The organism is Streptomyces sp. NPDC005784 (assembly GCF_042871525.1).
Taxonomy (GTDB): domain Bacteria; phylum Actinomycetota; class Actinomycetes; order Streptomycetales; family Streptomycetaceae; genus Streptomyces.
Genome location: NZ_JBIAIQ010000019.1, coordinates 1 through 16,700 on the forward strand (window position 1 = coordinate 1; position 16,700 = coordinate 16,700).

General features: G+C 70.7%; 19 protein-coding genes. 9 read left to right on the plus strand and 10 right to left on the minus strand.

The window, feature by feature from the left end; genetic code table 11:
- Positions 1-242: 242 nt before the first annotated feature.
- Both ACFYR3_RS26705 and ACFYR3_RS26710 read left to right on the plus strand, forming a co-directional pair.
- On the plus strand, positions 243-926 hold the full coding sequence (locus tag ACFYR3_RS26705) for a hypothetical protein (protein WP_356780470.1): 684 nt from the start codon (positions 243-245) through the stop codon (positions 924-926).
- Positions 927-1,118: 192 nt separating this feature from the next.
- Positions 1,119-2,225, plus strand: a complete 1,107-nt coding sequence (locus tag ACFYR3_RS26710) for a GNAT family N-acetyltransferase (RefSeq protein WP_355841339.1) — start codon at positions 1,119-1,121, stop codon at positions 2,223-2,225.
- A gap of 97 nt (positions 2,226-2,322) precedes the next feature.
- Here the strand turns inward: ACFYR3_RS26710 and ACFYR3_RS26715 are convergent, their stop codons facing one another.
- The 3 genes from ACFYR3_RS26715 to ACFYR3_RS26725 are packed head-to-tail and all read right to left on the minus strand — an operon-like array spanning position 2,323 to position 4,180.
- Positions 2,323-2,586, minus strand: a complete 264-nt coding sequence (locus tag ACFYR3_RS26715) for a DUF4031 domain-containing protein (protein WP_355841337.1) — start codon at positions 2,584-2,586, stop codon at positions 2,323-2,325.
- Positions 2,583-2,978, minus strand: a complete 396-nt coding sequence (locus ACFYR3_RS26720) for a hypothetical protein (protein ID WP_355841335.1) — start codon at positions 2,976-2,978, stop codon at positions 2,583-2,585. The genes ACFYR3_RS26715 and ACFYR3_RS26720 overlap by 4 nt, the downstream gene beginning before the upstream one ends.
- A 59-nt stretch (positions 2,979-3,037) precedes the next feature.
- A complete protein-coding gene (locus tag ACFYR3_RS26725) occupies positions 3,038-4,180 on the minus strand; it encodes an FAD-dependent oxidoreductase (protein WP_389284875.1) in 1,143 nt (380 codons plus the stop codon).
- Positions 4,181-4,328: 148 nt separating this feature from the next.
- On the opposite strand from ACFYR3_RS26725, the gene ACFYR3_RS26730 reads away from it, so the two are divergent.
- The 5 genes from ACFYR3_RS26730 to ACFYR3_RS26750 all read left to right on the plus strand — a co-directional run bounded on the left by ACFYR3_RS26730 (position 4,329) and on the right by ACFYR3_RS26750 (position 9,182).
- On the plus strand, positions 4,329-4,955 hold the full coding sequence (locus tag ACFYR3_RS26730) for a TetR family transcriptional regulator (RefSeq protein WP_355841331.1): 627 nt from the start codon (positions 4,329-4,331) through the stop codon (positions 4,953-4,955).
- A gap of 60 nt (positions 4,956-5,015) precedes the next feature.
- Positions 5,016-5,936 carry a MurR/RpiR family transcriptional regulator gene (locus ACFYR3_RS26735; RefSeq protein WP_355841329.1) on the plus strand — a complete coding sequence of 307 codons (921 nt, stop codon included), beginning with the start codon at positions 5,016-5,018 and terminating at the stop codon, positions 5,934-5,936.
- A 208-nt stretch (positions 5,937-6,144) separates the two neighbouring features.
- A complete protein-coding gene (murQ, locus tag ACFYR3_RS26740) occupies positions 6,145-7,080 on the plus strand; it encodes an N-acetylmuramic acid 6-phosphate etherase (RefSeq protein ID WP_389284876.1) in 936 nt (311 codons plus the stop codon).
- A gap of 16 nt (positions 7,081-7,096) precedes the next feature.
- Positions 7,097-8,548 carry a PTS transporter subunit EIIC gene (locus ACFYR3_RS26745; RefSeq protein WP_389284877.1) on the plus strand — a complete coding sequence of 484 codons (1,452 nt, stop codon included), beginning with the start codon at positions 7,097-7,099 and terminating at the stop codon, positions 8,546-8,548.
- A gap of 46 nt (positions 8,549-8,594) precedes the next feature.
- On the plus strand, positions 8,595-9,182 hold the full coding sequence (locus ACFYR3_RS26750) for a hypothetical protein (RefSeq protein ID WP_389284878.1): 588 nt from the start codon (positions 8,595-8,597) through the stop codon (positions 9,180-9,182).
- Between the two features lie 96 nt (positions 9,183-9,278).
- On the opposite strand, the gene ACFYR3_RS26755 is transcribed toward ACFYR3_RS26750, so the two are convergent.
- Together ACFYR3_RS26755 and ACFYR3_RS26760 are read right to left on the minus strand one after the other, a co-directional pair.
- Positions 9,279-9,479: a hypothetical protein gene (locus tag ACFYR3_RS26755; RefSeq protein WP_355841458.1), complete on the minus strand. Its 201-nt coding sequence runs from the start codon at positions 9,477-9,479 to the stop codon at positions 9,279-9,281.
- On the minus strand, positions 9,476-9,706 hold the full coding sequence (locus ACFYR3_RS26760) for a hypothetical protein (protein WP_389284879.1): 231 nt from the start codon (positions 9,704-9,706) through the stop codon (positions 9,476-9,478). The genes ACFYR3_RS26755 and ACFYR3_RS26760 overlap by 4 nt, the downstream gene beginning before the upstream one ends.
- A gap of 121 nt (positions 9,707-9,827) precedes the next feature.
- Between ACFYR3_RS26760 and ACFYR3_RS26765 the strand changes: the two genes are divergently transcribed.
- Both ACFYR3_RS26765 and ACFYR3_RS26770 read left to right on the plus strand, forming a co-directional pair.
- Entirely contained in the window at positions 9,828-10,670 is an 843-nt protein-coding gene (locus ACFYR3_RS26765) for a helix-turn-helix domain-containing protein (protein WP_389284880.1), read from the plus strand.
- Positions 10,651-10,920, plus strand: a complete 270-nt coding sequence (locus ACFYR3_RS26770) for a DUF397 domain-containing protein (RefSeq protein WP_356780489.1) — start codon at positions 10,651-10,653, stop codon at positions 10,918-10,920. The genes ACFYR3_RS26765 and ACFYR3_RS26770 overlap by 20 nt, the downstream gene beginning before the upstream one ends.
- Positions 10,921-10,994: 74 nt before the next feature.
- Here ACFYR3_RS26770 and ACFYR3_RS26775 read toward each other — a convergent pair whose 3' ends face one another.
- The 5 genes from ACFYR3_RS26775 to thrC form a co-directional block, all read right to left on the minus strand.
- Entirely contained in the window at positions 10,995-12,116 is a 1,122-nt protein-coding gene (locus ACFYR3_RS26775) for an NADH:flavin oxidoreductase (RefSeq protein WP_356780491.1), read from the minus strand.
- A 292-nt stretch (positions 12,117-12,408) separates the two neighbouring features.
- Entirely contained in the window at positions 12,409-14,031 is a 1,623-nt protein-coding gene (gene groL, locus ACFYR3_RS26780; RefSeq protein ID WP_355766807.1) for a chaperonin GroEL, read from the minus strand.
- A 439-nt stretch (positions 14,032-14,470) separates the two neighbouring features.
- Positions 14,471-14,674: a cold-shock protein gene (locus tag ACFYR3_RS26785; protein ID WP_005315736.1), complete on the minus strand. Its 204-nt coding sequence runs from the start codon at positions 14,672-14,674 to the stop codon at positions 14,471-14,473.
- Positions 14,675-15,116: 442 nt separating this feature from the next.
- Positions 15,117-15,392 (minus strand): MoaD/ThiS family protein, encoded by a 276-nt coding sequence (locus ACFYR3_RS26790; RefSeq protein WP_261701880.1) that lies wholly within the window; start codon positions 15,390-15,392, stop codon positions 15,117-15,119.
- Positions 15,389-16,696, minus strand: a complete 1,308-nt coding sequence (thrC, locus tag ACFYR3_RS26795) for a threonine synthase (protein WP_355841313.1) — start codon at positions 16,694-16,696, stop codon at positions 15,389-15,391. The genes ACFYR3_RS26790 and thrC overlap by 4 nt, the downstream gene beginning before the upstream one ends.
- Between the last annotated feature and the right edge of the window lie 4 nt (positions 16,697-16,700).

The following is a 16,700-nucleotide window of genomic DNA, read 5'->3' on the forward strand; positions in this document are numbered from 1 at the left end:
GGAGCGTCCCGCTTCGCGGGACGCTCCCGAAAACCAGCACGAACCCTTACGGACCACCCACGCCAGGGTTGACGAAACAGATAGGGGCACCCCCCTCCCGGCGGCCCGAGCAACCCGAGCAGCCCGAGCAGCCCGAGCAGCCCAAGAGCCCAGCAGCCCCAGCAGCCCCAGCAGCCCGTGGACGGTCGCGTACGGCCGCGGCGCCGGGCACGGGCCCGCCGCTCGGCGGGGACAATGGCGTCATGGCAGCAGAGAGCAACCGCCACCCGGCCCACGCGGAGCTGACGAAGCGCTGGGCGGACACCGTGCTGGCCGCGCGTGACGGCGACGGCGGGTCCGGCCCCGCGCCCGGGCCCTACGCGGCGAACCTCCTGGACCGCTGGGCCGAACCCCGGCGCCGGTACCACACCACCGACCATCTCCTCGCGGTCCTCGACCACATCGACGTACTGGAGGCGCACGGGGAGCGCGCCGAGGATCCGGCCGCCGTGCGGCTGGCGGCCTGGTTCCACGACGCCGTGTACCTTCCGGACCGCTCGGAGAACGAGGAGCGTTCCGCCCGGCTCGCCGAACGCGCGCTGGCCGAGCTGGGCGTCGGCGCGGACCGCACGGCCGAGGTCGCCCGACTCGTCCGGCTCACCGTCTCCCACGACCCGGCCGACGACGACACCGACGGCGCCGTCCTGTGCGACGCGGATCTCGCGATCCTGGCGTCGCCCCCGGCCGCGTACGCCGCCTACACCGCCGCCGTCCGCGAGGAGTACGCCTTCGTCCCCGACGACGCATTCCGCGTGGGCCGGGCGGCCGTACTGCGCCAACTCCTCGACCTGCCAAGACTGTTCAGAACGCCGTACGGGGAACGCGTGTGGGCGCGGCCGGCCCGCCGGAACATGGGCGACGAGCTGGCGGCACTGACGGACGCATGACGGGTCGTCCCGGGCGCCCGTCCGCAGCCCGGGCGGGTGCGGCGCTGACGGCCGCCGCCGACGGCCCGGCCCTCGGCTCCCTCGGCTCCCTGCGGCAGCACGGCACCACGCCGGGCTCGCGGGTCGTGGACAGGGCGGGCTCGGCGAAGAATCCCGTACGTCCCAGGCGTGATCCGTCCTACTCTCGGCCGTATGGCAGACATGGGTGGGGACCGGGTGGAAGAGGCCGTCGCGAGCTGTGCCGCGCTGCTGCGGCAGGCGGCCGGGCGGGACTGGGAGGGTGTACGGGCAGGGCGGCTGGAGTGGAGTTGTCGGCGGACCGCCGAGCACATCGCCAGTGATCTCATCGCGTACGCCGGGCAGTTGGCCGGGCGGGCCACCACGGCGTACGTGCCGTTCGAGATCACGCTGGACGACGGCACGGGCAACGCCGGGGTCGTCGACGTGATCGAGGCGACCGGCGGACTGCTCGCCGCCGCCGTCCGGACGACACCGCGCGAGGTGCGCGCCTTCCATCCGTACCCGTTCCGCAGCGCGAACCGCGAGGGCTTCGCCGCGATGGGGGTCACCGAGGTGCTGCTGCACACCCACGACATCGCCGAGGGACTCGGCCTGCCGTACAGCCCGCCGGACGAGCTGTGCACCTGGGTCCTCACCCGGATCTTCCCGCAGGTGCGGCCCGAGCCCGACGCCCCGTGGAGCACCCTCCGGTGGGCCACCGGGCGCGGTGAACTGCCCGGCCGGGAACCGCTCACGGAGTGGCGCTGGAGCAACAACCTGGTGATCGACACCGAGCGGCTCACCCTCCAAGGGGTCACCCCGGCCGCCGCCGCCGATCTGCGCGCGGGCGGCACGGGCGGCTTCGAGTGGGTCGAGAGCGGACCGTTCGAGGGCACGCGGGACGCCGCGGGGATGATCGTCGGCGCGTACGAGGAGGGGGTGCACCGGCCGGAGTGGGGAATGTTCGTCCTCGTACGGCGCGAGGACGGGCGGGCGGTCGGCGGGATCGGCTTCCACGGCGTGCCCGACGAGGAGGGACGCGCCGAGGTCGGCTACGACCTCGCGGAGGACGCCCGCGGCCGGGGCTACGCGACCGAGGCCCTGCGCGCCCTCTCCGAGCAGGCCCTGGCCCGCGACGACGTCAAGCTCCTGTTCGCCGCCATCGACCGGGAGAACGCCCCCTCCCAGCGCGTGATCGCCCGCGCCGGGTACACGCGCGTGAGCGAGGACCTGGAGAAGGCGGCCCGCGAACTGCACGGCCTGGAGGGGTCATTGCGGCTGTACTCCCGGGAAAGCTGAGCACCGCACAAGAAGGTCCCGCCCGAGCACCCCGAGCACCCCGAGCCAGGCCCGCCCCAGCCCTGCTCGAAAGGTCCCGACCGGTCACCCAGCCCGGTCATTCCGCGCGCTTACGGCGGCGCAACCCCGCGCCGTGCAGCAGTCGTACGACCTCGCGGCTGCTGACCTCCACCGCTCCCGCGGCGACCGCGTCGGAGTAGCGGTGGGAGGGGATGTCGTAGTGGTCGCGCTCGAAGGCCCGCGGGGGTGCGCCCAACTCCTCGGCGAAAGCGTGGAGTTCGTCGTAGGAGACATCGCTGATCAGGTGGGACCACACCCGGCCGTGGCCCGGCCAGGTGGGTGGATCGATGTAGACGGTCACGAGGGTGGGTTTCCGCCGGTCGCCGAGGCGAGGGAGCCCACCGGGGACACCTTCACGCCCGCCTGGTGGCACACCCAGTGCGGGTCGGGACCCAACTCGGGCTCGACTTCGAGGGCGTGCGGGTCGCCTGCGGCGCACACCGGGCAGAGCGGCCACCGTCCGTACCGCTCCAGGAGCGCGTCCTGTACGTCCTGGGCGACGAGCCCGGCGACGAATCCGGCGCCCTCCGGCCACTGCTCGACCCACCAGCGGCGCTGCACCACCGAGTCCTCGACCAGGGACACGACGTCCGCCTCGGCGACCTGGCCCGCGATCAGGTCGGCGAGCACACGGGCGCGCGCCGCGTGCAACGCCTGTTCCAGGGGGCTGAGGGGGTTACCGGTGGGGTCCATCCCTCAATCTTCGCAGGGAATCCTGACCTTCGGGCAGGGCGGGACCGTGGTCCTCGCCGTCAGTGGTGCTGGGCCATGTGCGTGAGGATCTGTGTGGCGCCGTCGGGGGAGAAGGCGCCGTTGATGCCTTCCGCGGCTCCTTCGGCTGCCTCGATGGAGCGGGGCCGCAGGACGGTTTCGTAGGCGCGGATGGCGTCGTCGATGGTGGGGCTTTCGATGAGGGCGTGGGCGAGGTCGGCGCCGTCGAGCATGGCGAGGTTGGCGCCCATGCCGGAGAAGGGGGACATGAGGTGGGCGGCGTCGCCGAGGAGGGTGACGCCGGGGGTGTGGGTCCAGGTGTGGGGGACGGGCAGGGCAAACAGGGGCCGGTTGGTGTAGCCGGTGTCGGTGGCGGTGATGAGGCCGAGCAGGTCGGGGCTCCAGCCGGTGAACTTCTTCAGGAGGGCCTCGCGGACGGCGGCGGTGTCGGTCAGGTCGAGGCCTGCCTGCTGATGCCAGTCCTGTGCGGTGCGCATGCCGATGTAGACGCGGATGTGTCCACCGCTGTTGCGCTGGGCGACGAAGCCCTGGTTGTCGTCGAGGGCCATCATGGTGCCGTTGCCGGTGAGTGCGGCGAGGCGGGGGTGGCGGGCGTCGGCGTCGTCGAGTCCGGTCTCGACGAAGGTGACGCCCGTGTAGAGGGGCGTCGCGTCGGACAGGAGGGGGCGGACCCGGGACCAGGCGCCGTCGGCTCCGATGACGAGGTCGGCGTCGGTGCTGGTGCCGTCCGCGAAGCGCAGGCGGTGGGTCCCGTTGCCGAGGACTTCGATGCGGCTGAGTTTGTGTCCCCAGCGCACGGTGTCGGGTTTGAGTGAGTCGAGGAGGATGTCGCGGAGCTGTCCGCGGTCGATCTCGGGGTTGCCTTCGGCGCCGTCGGCCTCGGGCGGGATAGCGTCGAACAGGATGCGGCCGTCGCGGCCGACCAGGCGCATCTGCTGGCCTTCGGGGCGGGCTCGGGCAAGGAAGTCGTCCCAGAGGCCGGCCGCGCGCAGGGCGTGCTGACCGGAGTCGGGGTGCATGTCGAGGGTGCCGCCCTGGTCGCGGGCGGTGGGGGAAGTGTCCAGGTCGTGGACGGCCGCGGTGATGCCGTGTTGCTGCAGGATGCGGGCGCAGGTCAGGCCGCCGGGGCCGGCGCCGATGATCGCGATGCGGTGGGTGGGCATGGCTGGTCACGCCTTTCGGGCAGAGGGGAGCATGCGGAGCGGGCCGGGCTGTGCCACGCGGCGCCGCCACTCCAGAAGAGCACACCAACTCAATAAGTGCAACGACTCAACTTTTGAAGTTGGGCAATCAAATGTGTAGGGTCGTGGCATGACCAACGCGACGACCGGCACCCCGGCGACGGCACCGACACCGGCACCGGCAGGGCGCCGCGAACGCAAGAAGGCCGCCACCCGCCGAGCCCTGGCCGACGCCGCCCTGCGCCTCTTCGTCGAGCGGGGATACGAGCAGGTCGGCATCCGTGAGATCGCGGACGCCGCCGACGTGTCCACCACCACGCTGTTCAAGCACTTCCCGGTCAAGGAAGCCCTCGTCTTCGACGAGGACGCCGACCAGGAAGCCCGTCTGCTCGCCGCCGTGCACGAGCGGCCCCAAGGCCGGTCCATCCCCGCGGCCCTGCGCGAGCATGCCCTGCGCCACCGCGCCGCAGCCGTGGACGACGACGCCGATTTCACCGCGTTCATCGAACTGGTGGACAACACCCCGGCACTGCGGGACTACGTCCAGCGCATGTGGTTGCGCCACGAAACCGCCCTCGCTCGTGCCATTGCCGAGGAGAGCGGACTTCCGGCCGACGACCCGGCCTGTGCCGCCCTCGCCCACTTCGCCCTCGAAGCACCCCGGATCGCCCGCGGCAGCCAGGATCCCCGCCAGGCCGTCACGCGCGCCTTCGACCTCCTGGAGAAGGGCTGGGGCGCGGCCGTCTCCAGAGGGTGAGCGCCTGACGCCCCGTGCGCACCCTTGACCGATACCCCGACGGAAAATATCTTTCATAATGTGACCCATGACGTGAAGGAAATTTTCGCGGGTGAGGCACCGCCCGCCCCCGCCGCCCTCGCGGCCAAGGTGCGCACCCTCGCCCCCTCCATGACGCGCTCCATGCAGCGGGTCGCCGAGGCCGTCGCCGGTGACCCGGCCGGCTGCGCGGCCCTCACGGTCACCGGACTCGCCGAACTCACCGGCACCAGCGAGGCCACGGTCGTGCGCACGGCCCGCCTCCTCGGCTACCCCGGATACCGGGACCTGCGTCTCGCGCTCGCCGGGCTCGCCGCCCAGCAGCAGTCGGGCCGGGCCCCCGCCGTCACCGCCGACATCGCGGTCGACGACCCGATCGCCGACGTCGTGGCGAAGCTCGCGTACGACGAGCAGCAGACCCTCGCGGACACGGCCGCCGCGCTCGACACGGTCCAGCTCGGCCATGCCGTCGCCGCCATAGCCACCGCCCGCCGCGTCGACATCTACGGAGTCGGCGCGTCCGGGCTCGTCGCCCAGGATCTCCTGCAGAAGCTCATGCGGATCGGGCTCATAGTCCACGCGCACAGCGACCCGCACCTCGCGGTGACCAACGCGGTGCAGCTGCGCGCCAAGGACGTGGCGATAGCCATCACGCACTCCGGCTCGACCGGCGACGTCATCGAACCGCTCCGCGTCGCCTTCGAGCACGGGGCGACGACGGTGGCGATCACCGGCCGGCCCGGCGGACCGGTCGCGCAGTACGCCGACCACATCCTCACCACCTCGACCGCCCGCGAGAGCGAACTGCGCCCGGCGGCCATGTCGTCGCGCACCAGTCAGCTCCTGGTGGTGGACTGTCTGTTCGTGGGGGTCGCCCAGCGCACCTACGAGACGGCGGCACCCGCGCTGTCCGCCTCGTACGAGGCCCTGGCGCACCGCCACTCCCCACGCAGCGGCCGATAGCCGCGCCGCGCGGACCGGCCTCGCGAACAGACCGGCCTCGCGAACGACCGGCCTCGCAAACCGACCGGGGACTTGATTCAGCGGGGAGACCGCGGTCCGGTCCGTGGGTGGCTGGTCGCGCCCGCGCGGCGGTGCCGCACGTCGTCCCGGCCCGCACCCCGCCCCCGGGGCGCGGTACGACACCTCACCGGAAAGAGCCGCTCCAACCATGACCTCCATGTCCAACTACGGCGATCTTCGAGCAGAGTTGGAGACGCTGACCACCGAGGCGTTCCGCCCGGAACTGTCCGAGATCGACCGGTTGCCCACACTGGAGATCGCCCGGCTCATGAACGGGGAGGACACGACGGTGCCGACGGCCGTCGCCGCGCAGCTCCCGCTCATCGCCGCCGCGATCGACGCCATCGCGGAGCGCATGTCCCGCGGCGGGCGCCTCATCTACGCGGGCGCCGGCACCGCGGGCCGCCTCGGCGTCCTCGACGCCTCCGAGTGCCCGCCCACCTTCAACACCGAGCCCTCCCAGGTCGTCGGCATGATCGCGGGCGGCCCGACCGCCATGGTCACCTCGATCGAGGGCGCCGAGGACTCCCGGGAGCTGGCCGCGGCCGACCTGGACGCGCTCGCCGTGACGGCCGACGACACGGTGGTCGGCGTCTCCGCGTCGGGCCGCACCCCGTACGCCGTGGGCGCGGTCGAGCACGCCCGCAAACAGGGCGCGCTCACCATCGGCCTGTCCTGCAACGCGCACAGCGCGCTCGCGGCCGCCGCCGACCACGGCATCGAGGTCGTGGTCGGCCCCGAGCTGCTCACCGGCTCCACCCGTCTGAAGTCCGGCACCGCGCAGAAGCTCGTCCTCAACATGCTCTCGACGATCACGATGATCCGGCTCGGCAAGACGTACGGGAACCTGATGGTCGACGTACGCGCCTCGAACGAGAAGCTGCGGGCCCGCTCCCGCCGTATCGTCGCGCTCGCCACCGGCGCCTCCGACGAGGAGATCGAGCGCGCGCTCGCCGCCACGGACGGCGAGGTGAAGAACGCCATCCTGACCATCCTGGGCGATGTGGACGGGCCCACCGCCGCCCGCCTTCTGGAGGAGTCCGAGGGCCATCTGCGCGCCGCGCTGGCGAAGGCGTCCGGCTGACCAGCACGCTCGGGGAGTGCGCACACCGGACTCCACCACAGCAGCGGCGATCCTCCCCCTCGTGGGCGGCCCCGCGAACGTCCTGACCGTCGCCCACTGCATGACCCGGCTCCGGCTCGGCCTGCGGGACCGGAGCCTGGTGGACGAGGAGGGCCTGCGGGCCCTGCCCGCCGTCCTCGGTCTGGTCAAGGACGACAACACCTGCCAGATCGTGCTGGGCCCCGGCACGGTCGCCCGGGTGACGCCGGAGTTCGAGGCGCTGCTGACGACCACGGCCGACCGGCTCGCCCCGCACGACGCCGAAACCACCACGGCGGACCTGCTCGCCCTGCGCGGCGCCGAGCTGAAGGCCGCCCGGACCCGCCGCAACGCCACCCCCCTCAAGCTTCTCCTGCGGCGGATCGCGGACATCTTCGTGCCGCTGATCCCCGGCCTGATCGGCTGCGGGGTGATCGCGGGCCTCAACGGCCTGCTGGTGAACCTCGGCGTACTGCCGGGTCTCACCCCGGCGCTGACCGCAATCGCCGCCGGATTCATGGCGCTCATCGCCGTCTTCGTCGGCTACAACACGGCCAAGGAGTTCGGCGGCACCCCGATCCTGGGCGGCGCGGTGGCCTCCGTCGTCGTGTACGCGGGGGTCGCCAAGGTGACGGTCCTCGGCGTGACGCTCGCCCCCGGCCAGGGCGGTGTCCTGGGCGCCCTGGCCGCGGCCGTCCTCGGGACGTACGTGGAGAAGTGGTGCCGCCGCTGGGTACCGCCCACCCTGGACGTCCTGGTCACCCCCACCCTCACCGTGCTGCTGACCGGCCTGGTGACGCTGTACGCGCTGATGTACGCGGCCGGTGCGCTCTCCTCCGCCATCGGCACGGCCGCCGCCTGGCTGCTCTCCACCACGGGCGCCTTCGCCGGGCTCGTCCTCGGCGCCCTGTTCCTCCCCCTGGTGATGCTGGGCCTGCACCAGGCCCTCATCCCCATCCACACCACGCTCATCGAGCAGCAGGGCTACACGGTCCTGCTCCCCGTCCTCGCCATGGCGGGCGCGGGCCAGGTCGGCGCCGCCCTCGCGGTGTACGTCCGGCTGCGCCACGACACCTCGCTGCGTACGACGATCAGATCGGCGCTCCCGGCCGGCCTCCTCGGCGTCGGCGAACCCCTGATCTACGGTGTTTCGCTCCCCCTCGGCCGCCCCTTCGTCACCGCCTGCGCGGGCGGAGCGGCGGGCGGCGCGTTCATCGGCTTCTTCTCGATGCTGGGCGACCGGGTCGGCTCGACGGCCATCGGGCCCTCCGGCCTGGCCCTCTTCCCGCTGCTGTCCGGCAACCGGGGTCTCGCCCTCACCGCGGCGATCTACGCGGGCGGCCTTCTCGCCGGGTACGCCGTCGGGTTCGCGGCCACCTATTTCTTCGGCCTCGGCAACGTGACACCGGCCCGCCCGGCGGAACAGGCCGCGGAACAGGCCGCCGTCTAGGACCTGTCCCGGCCGGACTGTCGGTGGCGCGTGCGAGGCTGGGAGCATGAACCACGCACAGCTTGCCGAACTGGGCCGCGCCCTGCGGGTGCTCGGGGAGCACGGCGACGCCCTGAGCACCGACACCCCCGACGCCAAGCTGCACGAGGTCAAGGCGGACCTGAAGCGGGCCCTGAGCCTGCTCGACGAGACGGTGACAACGGCCAAGCCGACCACCCGTTGCGCCGAGCATCCGAACGGCCCGGTGGACGAGAGCGCCCCGGACCGCTGTCTGCTCTGCGAGACCCGCCGCCGCACCGCCCGCCGCACCGAGGTGAACGACGCGTACGGGCACGGCCGGGTGCCCTCCCCGGACGAGCTGCCCGACCGCACGATGACCCGCTACGGAGTCCGCGCCGACCGCCCCCAGCCCCAGCAGCGCTGGCTCCCGGAGGTCTGGAGCGGCCAGGAGTGGCACCTGTGCGGCACCCCCCGGCGCGACCGCCAGGAAGCCGAGCGCTACCTCGCCGCCGAGCGCCGGACCCCCCGTCCCGGCATGGCCTACCGCCTCGTCCACGAATTCACCGACTACGAGGTGCTCCGCATCTGGGGCACGCCGGTCAAGGTCGACATCGAGCCGATGGGGAACCTGTAGGCGAGCGGTCCGGGAGGGCCGGGGAGCCCGCGAACAGGGCCGCCGGGAAACCCGCCGACGGGTCCGCCGGGGACCGGGCCCGTCCCGGACGCGGGATCACGGCAGGCGCCCCTCCGCGTTGAGCCGTCGCACCCGTTCCCGCAGCACCTCCCCCGGCGGCGCCTCCCCGAGGGCATCCTCGGGACAGTCCCACTCGCAACCGCCGCCGGGCGGCCGCAGTTGTACGAGGCCGCCCCCGCGCCCCATCACCTGGCCGAGCCGCCCGTCCCGCACGTCGACGGCGTACTCCGCGCTCACGCCTCGCCACGACCGTCGCCGGTGCCGCACGCGCGCAGTACGGCGGTCAGCTTCTGGGCGGTGCCCACGTTGCAGCGGCCGAGCGCGACCAGGGCGAAGGGCTCGTCGCTCGCGCCGGTCACCGGATCGACCCGCAGCGACGGCAGCACCACACCGACCCCGGTCAGTGCCGCCCGCAGCTCCTCGACGATCTCCTCCGTCGGCCGCACGCGCCTACTCGACGTCATCTCCATCGCACCGCACCTTCCACGCTGAGTGTTCGCATTCACCACCCAGCGTGGCCATACCCCCTCTAGCCTGGGAAGAGTCGGCGCTCCAACAACCCCTCCTGTGCGACAGGGAGTTGCCATGCCCGGGCCCAAGGACCTCGATCCCTCCTCCTCACCGCGCGCCATGATCGGCGCAGAGTTGCGGCACGCCCGCGAGAACGCCGGCCTCAGCCAGGCCGAACTGGGCGAACCGCTCTTCGTCAGCGGTTCGTTCATCGGTCAACTGGAGTCGGGGACGCGGCGGTTGCAGCTCGAATACGCCGTCCAGATAGACGAGATCCTGGGGACGAACGGGTTCTTCGAGCGCAATTGCCGGGCGCTGGCCAGGTCCAAGTACCCGGACCACTTCGCCGAGGCGGCGGAGGCGGAGGCGATCGCTACGGCGATCAGGGAGTACGCAACACTGCTGGTTCCCGGGCTGTTGCAGACCCGCGGGTACGCGGAGGAGATCTTCCGCGCGTACAAGCCGACCGTGCCCGACAGCGAGATCGAGGCACTGGTGCTGGCCCGACTCGAACGCGCTCATCTCATCGACGATCCAACAACGCCGCTGTTGTGGGTGGTTCTGGACGAAGCCGTACTCCGGCGTGAAGTCGGCGGCGGTCCGGTGATGTCAGGAGCCCTCCAGCACATCACCGGCTTGGCTCGACGGCACCGGATCATCGTTCAGGTGCTGCCGTTCAGTTCCGGGGCGCACGCATCGATGACCGGCCCGTTGAAGCTAATGGAGTTCGAGGACGCACCACCGCTGTCGTTCGTCGAAGGGCCGGACATGGGGAAGCTGCTGGACGATCCAGCAACAGTCGCCCGGCACAGCCTCACCTTCAACCTCCTCCAGGCTGCGGCCCTCTCCCCGCAAGAGTCCCTGGCCCTGATCGAATCCGTGGCGCAGGATTACGAGCATGGAGACCAACACCCGTGAGAACGACCTGACCACCGCCACCTGGTACAAGTCCAGTTACAGCGGGGGCGAGGGCGGCAACTGCCTCGAAGTCGCTCGCTGGCGCAAGTCGACGTACAGCGCCGGTGACGGCGGCGACTGCCTCGAAGTCGCCGACGGTCACCCCACCCTCGTCCCCGTCCGGGACTCCAAGAATCCGCTCGGGCCGGTGATCACCTTCGGGGCCGCCGCCTGGGGCACCTTCGTCGGTCACCTCGGCGCGACCGGCTGACCGGAAAAGGGACGGCGCCCGCGTCGCAGCGGGCACCGTCCCTCCGGGACAGCAGGTCAGCGAGTCCGCTCAGGTCAGCTGAGCGAACCCAGCGCCGCCGCGTCGTACGGGGCCAGGTCGTCGAAACGGCCGCCCAGGACCTTCGCGGCCCACTCGGGGTCCTGGAGCAGCGCGCGGCCGACGGCGACGAGGTCGAACTCGTCGCGCTCCATGCGGTCGAGGAGGTCGTCGATGCCCTTGACCGGGGAGCCCTCGCCCGCGAAGGCCTTGATGAAGTCGCCGTCCAGGCCGACCGAGCCGACGGTGATGGAGGGCTTGCCCGTCAGCTTCTTCGTCCAGCCGGCGAGGTTGAGGTCGGAACCGTCGAACTCGGGCACCCAGTAGCGGCGCGTGGAGGCGTGGAAGGAGTCCACACCGGCCGCGGCGAGCGGGGCGAGGATCGCCTCCAGCTCCTCCGGGGTCTCGGCGATCCGGGCGTCGTAGGCCTGCTGCTTCCACTGCGAGTAGCGGAAGATGACCGGGAACTCGGGCGAGACCGCCGCGCGCACCGCGGCGACGATCTCCGCCGAGAACTTCGTACGGGCCACCGGGTCGCCGCCGTACGCGTCCTCGCGCCGGTTGGTGCCCGCCCAGTGGAACTGGTCGAGCAGGTAGCCGTGGGCGCCGTGCAGTTCGACACCGTCGAAGCCGATGCGCTCGGCGTCGGCGGCGGCCTTGGCGAACGCCTCGATGACGTCGTCGAGGTCCTGCTGGGTCATGCTCTTGCCGGTGACCTCGGCGCCCTCCTTGTAGAGGCCGGAGGGGCCGACGGCCGGAGCGTCCGCGAAGGGCGGCTCGCCCGCCTTGCGGACCATGCCGATGTGCCAGAGCTGCGGGACGATCGTGCCGCCCGCCGCGTGCACGGCGTCGGCGACCTTCGTCCAGCCGGCCAGCTGGTCCTCGCCGTGGAAGCGCGGCACGTCGTTGCTCTGTCCGGCCGAGTCGTGGCCGACGTACGTTCCCTCGGTCACGATGAGGCCCACGCCCGCGGCGGCGCGGCGGGAGTAGTAGCCGACGACGTTCTCCCCCGGCACACCGCCCGGCGAGAACATCCGGGTCATCGGGGCCATGGCGATCCGGTTCGGGACGGTCAGGCCGTTGATCGAGACGGGACGGGAAAGGATCTCGGCTGCGCGGGACGCGGCGTCAGCGGTCACGTGGGGGCTCCTCGAACAGGTGGTCGGTATGACGTCGAGTGGTCGGCGAGGCAGGAGATTCCGTGCGGTATGTGCACATGCATCAACTGCTCTTCAGCGTCAACCGCCGCACCGGGCACGGCATTCCGCCGTCCCGGAACCTGCCGCTGTGATCCGGACCACGCTCACGGAAGACCCACGGAAGACGCGGAGCGCACGGAGAGCGGGAAGTACGGGGAACGCCCGAGGGCGGCACCCCCCTCGCGGGAGGTGCCGCCCTCGGAACGTCAGGACGATGATCGACCGGGGTCGATCAGAAGTCCATGTCACCGCCCGGCATGCCGCCCGGAGCGGCCGCGGAGGCCTTCTCCGGCTTGTCGGCGATGACGGCCTCGGTGGTCAGGAACAGCGCGGCGATGGAGGCGGCGTTCTGCAGAGCAGAGCGGGTCACCTTCGCCGGGTCGATGATGCCTTCGGCGATCATGTCGACGTACTCACCGGTCGCGGCGTTCAGGCCGTGGCCGACGGGCAGGTTGCGCACCTTCTCGACGATGACGCCACCCTCGAGACCACCGTTGACGGCGATCTGCTTGAGCGGGGCCTCCAGGGCGAGACGCACGGCGTTGGCGCCGGTCGCCTCGTCACCCGTGAGCTCGAGCTTCTCGAAGACCGAGGAAGCCTGGAGCAGGGCCACGCCACCACCGGCGACGATGCCCTCCTCGACGGCCGCCTTCGCGTTGCGAACGGCGTCCTCGATGCGGTGCTTGCGCTCCTTGAGCTCGACCTCGGTGGCGGCACCGGCCTTGATGACGGCCACGCCGCCGGCCAGCTTCGCCAGACGCTCCTGGAGCTTCTCGCGGTCGTAGTCCGAGTCCGAGTTCTCGATCTCGGCACGGATCTGGTTGACCCGGCCGGCGACCTGGTCGGCAGAGCCGGAGCCGTCGACGATCGTGGTCTCGTCCTTGGTGATGACGACCTTGCGGGCACGGCCCAGCAGGTCCAGACCCGCGTTCTCCAGCTTGAGGCCGACCTCCTCGGAGATGACCTCGCCGCCCGTGAGGATGGCGATGTCGCCGAGCATGGCCTTGCGGCGGTCACCGAAGCCCGGAGCCTTGACGGCGACGGACTTGAAGGTGCCACGGATCTTGTTGACGACCAGGGTCGACAGAGCCTCGCCCTCGACGTCCTCGGCGATGATCAGCAGCGGCTTGCCGCCCTGCATGACCTTCTCGAGGAGCGGGAGCAGGTCCTTGACGTTCGCGATCTTGGAGTTCGCGATCAGGATGTACGGGTCGTCGAGGACGGCCTCCATACGCTCCATGTCGGTGGCGAAGTACGCCGAGATGTAGCCCTTGTCGAAGCGCATACCCTCGGTGAGCTCCAGCTCCAGACCGAAGGTCTGGGACTCCTCGACGGTGATGACGCCTTCCTTGCCGACCTTGTCCATCGCCTCGGCGATGAGCTCGCCGATCTGGGTGTCGGCGGCGGAGATGGAGGCCGTGGAAGCGATCTGCTCCTTGGTCTCGACATCCTTGGCCTGCTCAAGGAGGGCACCGGAGACGGCCTCGACGGCCTTCTCGATACCGCGCTTGAGAGCCATCGGGTTGGCGCCGGCGGCGACGTTGCGCAGACCCTCGCGCACGAGCGCCTGGGCCAGCACGGTCGCCGTGGTCGTACCGTCGCCGGCGACGTCGTCCGTCTTCTTGGCGACTTCCTTGACCAGCTCGGCGCCGATCTTCTCGTACGGGTCCTCGAGCTCGATCTCCTTGGCGATGGAAACACCATCGTTGGTGATCGTGGGCGCGCCCCACTTCTTCTCGAGGACGACGTTGCGGCCCTTGGGGCCAAGGGTGACCTTGACGGCGTCGGCGAGCTGGTTCATCCCGCGCTCGAGACCGCGCCGTGCCTCCTCGTCGAACGCGATGATCTTGGCCATGTGAAGTGGTCCTCCCGGACGGGGTGGATTTCTCCGGATCGTGCCCGCGCCCGCGACGGACGGCCTGCAAGCCTTGTGGTTCCTTGCCCCACAGGCCCGCGGGCCTCACTGGCCCGATCCAAGTTCTGTCACTCTCACTGGGAGAGTGCTAACGCCAATGATTAGCACTCGACCCCGTCGAGTGCAAGGTGTGCTCGCGAAGCGAGCTCGTTGAGGGGTGGCGGTCGGGTGACGGGCCGGCGCAAACGCCTCTCCTGAAAACGGGCCCCACGAGCAGCCTCCACACGGGTGCTGGGCGTAGGCCCCGCACGGGGGCGCTCGCGGGCGCGCGGGCGCGCACGAGAGAGGGTAAGACCGCCGGGGACGCACGAGGGGCCCGCATCCCTGGTGGGATGCGGGCCCCTCGGCGTGAGTGCGTCGGTGGCCGTTCGCGCCCGGACTAGACGGCGAGTTTGACCATGTCCGCCTGCGGACCCTTCTGGCCCTGCGAGATTTCGAACTCCACTCGCTGACCCTCTTCAAGGGTGCGGTAGCCGTCCATCTGAATCGCGCTGTAGTGCACGAAGACGTCCGCACCACCGTCGACCGCGATGAAGCCGTACCCCTTCTCCGCGTTGAACCACTTGACGGTGCCCTGAGCCATGCCTAACTCCCCTATTACTGGCCCTTGCACAGATCCACACTTCGCGGATCCGGGTCAGACCTCACCCCCCAAACGGTTGGGGGTGTGCGCCGGAACGCGTCGACCGCGGCTGAATGTATCTGTCCAACTGCCGTCTGCAACAGGTCAATCGGACGAGAATTCTGGGCATGGCTGATCAATGATATGCGGAGAATCCGCAAGGATCCGGGGCAAGTCGGGCCCCGTAAATGCCATAAACGGCCCATAAAGGGGAGGCAGTTTGGCTACTTCTTGTCGGCCGCCGAACGGGTACTCATATGCGTCCGGCATGAAACCAACATCGAAATCGAAGTCGCTTCCCCAACTGTAGCGCGCTCAACCATGCAGAATTGCCCCCTCCGTTTCTCTCACGGAAGGGGCAATTCTATGAACTCAGCGTGTTCGGCATTACCGAGGGTAACGATCAGCCGCCGGCGACGGCCGGAATGATCGAGACGCCCACACCGTCCGGGGTCGCCGTCTCCAGACCCTGCTCGAACCGAACGTCGTCGTCGTTGACGTACACGTTGACGAAGCGGCGCAGCTTGCCCTGGTCGTCCAGGACGCGCGCGGCGATGCCCGTGTGGTTCTTCTCCAGGTCGGTGATGACCTCGGCGAGGGTCGTACCCTCTGCCGTCACCTCGGCGGCACCACCGGTGTAGGTGCGCAGGATGGTGGGGATGCGGACGTTGACGCTCATGATGCGAGGCCAGCCTCTCGGAAGGAGTCGAGGTTCGGACGGATGGTCGCGGTCAGTCCGGTGTCCGAGGCCACCGCGTCCAGGGTCTTGAGGCCGTCGCCGGTGTTCAGAACGACCGTGGTGAGGGTCGGGTCGAGGAGACCGTTCTCGATCAGCTTGCGGGTGACGCCGACGGTCACGCCGCCGGCCGTCTCCGCGAAGATGCCCTCGGTGCGCGCGAGCAGCTTGATCGCGTCGACGATCTGCTCGTCGTTCACGTCCTCCACCGCACCGCCGGTGCGCCGCGCGATGTCGAGCACGTACGGCCCGTCCGCGGGGTTGCCGATGGCGAGCGACTTGGCGATGGTGTCCGGCTTCTGCGGCCGTACGACGTCGTGGCCGGCCTTGTAGGCGACGGACACCGGGGAGCAGCCCTCGGCCTGGGCGCCGAAGATCTTGTACGGCTTGTCCTCGACGAGTCCGAGCTTGATCAGCTCCTGCAGACCCTTGTCGACCTTCGTGAGCTGGGAGCCGGAGGCGATCGGCACGACGAGCTGGTCCGGCAGCTTCCACCCGAGCTGCTCGCAGATCTCGTACGCCAGCGTCTTGGAGCCCTCGGCGTAGTACGGCCGCAGGTTGACGTTGACGAAGCCCCAGCCCTCGCCGGCCGGGTCGCCGATCAGCTCCGAGCAGAAGCGGTTCACGTCGTCGTAGTTGCCCTCGATGCCGATGAGCTCGCCGCCGTAGACCGCGGCCATGACGACCTTGCCCTGCTCCAGGTCGTGCGGGATGAACACGCACGAGCGGAAGCCGGCGCGGGCCGCCGCGGCGCCCACGGCACCGGCGAGGTTGCCGGTGGAGGAGCAGGAGAGGGTGGTGAAGCCGAAGGCGCGGGCCGCTTCGATGGCCTGGGCGACGACGCGGTCCTTGAAGGAGTGCGTCGGGTTGCCGGAGTCGTCCTTGACGAAGAGCTTTCCGGCGTCGACGCCGAGCTCGCGGGCCAGGTTGTCCGCCTGGACGAGCTTGGTCCAGCCCGGGTTGATGTTCGGCTTGTCCGCCACGTCCGCGGGGACGGGCAGGAGGGGCGCGTAGCGCCAGATGTTCGTGGGTCCCGCTTCGATGCGCTTCCGGAGTTCTTCGGTCTCGTAGGCCGAGAAGTCGTAGGCGATCTCCAGCGGGCCGAAACACTCCTCGCAGGCGAAGACCGGGCCCAGCGGGACGCGCTGTCCGCACTCGCGGCAGGAAAGCGCCGCGGCCGGGCCGAGGTCCACCGCATCGGCGGAGCTCACGGAGTTCGTGGTACTTGCATCTGTCTGCGCAGCCATGGAG

Coding starts and splice junctions, on each gene's coding strand:
- murQ (WP_389284876.1), top strand. CDS start 6,145: ATGACCTCCATGTCCAACTACGGCGATCTTCGAGCAGAGTTGGAGACG.
- ACFYR3_RS26750 (WP_389284878.1), top strand. CDS start 8,595: ATGAACCACGCACAGCTTGCCGAACTGGGCCGCGCCCTGCGGGTGCTC.
- ACFYR3_RS26730 (WP_355841331.1), top strand. CDS start 4,329: ATGACCAACGCGACGACCGGCACCCCGGCGACGGCACCGACACCGGCA.
- ACFYR3_RS26765 (WP_389284880.1), top strand. CDS start 9,828: ATGCCCGGGCCCAAGGACCTCGATCCCTCCTCCTCACCGCGCGCCATG.
- ACFYR3_RS26760 (WP_389284879.1), bottom strand. CDS start 9,706: ATGACGTCGAGTAGGCGCGTGCGGCCGACGGAGGAGATCGTCGAGGAG.
- groL (WP_355766807.1), bottom strand. CDS start 14,031: ATGGCCAAGATCATCGCGTTCGACGAGGAGGCACGGCGCGGTCTCGAG.
- ACFYR3_RS26710 (WP_355841339.1), top strand. CDS start 1,119: ATGGCAGACATGGGTGGGGACCGGGTGGAAGAGGCCGTCGCGAGCTGT.
- ACFYR3_RS26785 (WP_005315736.1), bottom strand. CDS start 14,674: ATGGCTCAGGGCACCGTCAAGTGGTTCAACGCGGAGAAGGGGTACGGC.
- thrC (WP_355841313.1), bottom strand. CDS start 16,696: ATGGCTGCGCAGACAGATGCAAGTACCACGAACTCCGTGAGCTCCGCC.
- ACFYR3_RS26725 (WP_389284875.1), bottom strand. CDS start 4,180: ATGCCCACCCACCGCATCGCGATCATCGGCGCCGGCCCCGGCGGCCTG.
- ACFYR3_RS26705 (WP_356780470.1), top strand. CDS start 243: ATGGCAGCAGAGAGCAACCGCCACCCGGCCCACGCGGAGCTGACGAAG.
- ACFYR3_RS26770 (WP_356780489.1), top strand. CDS start 10,651: ATGGAGACCAACACCCGTGAGAACGACCTGACCACCGCCACCTGGTAC.
- ACFYR3_RS26720 (WP_355841335.1), bottom strand. CDS start 2,978: ATGGACCCCACCGGTAACCCCCTCAGCCCCCTGGAACAGGCGTTGCAC.
- ACFYR3_RS26790 (WP_261701880.1), bottom strand. CDS start 15,392: ATGAGCGTCAACGTCCGCATCCCCACCATCCTGCGCACCTACACCGGT.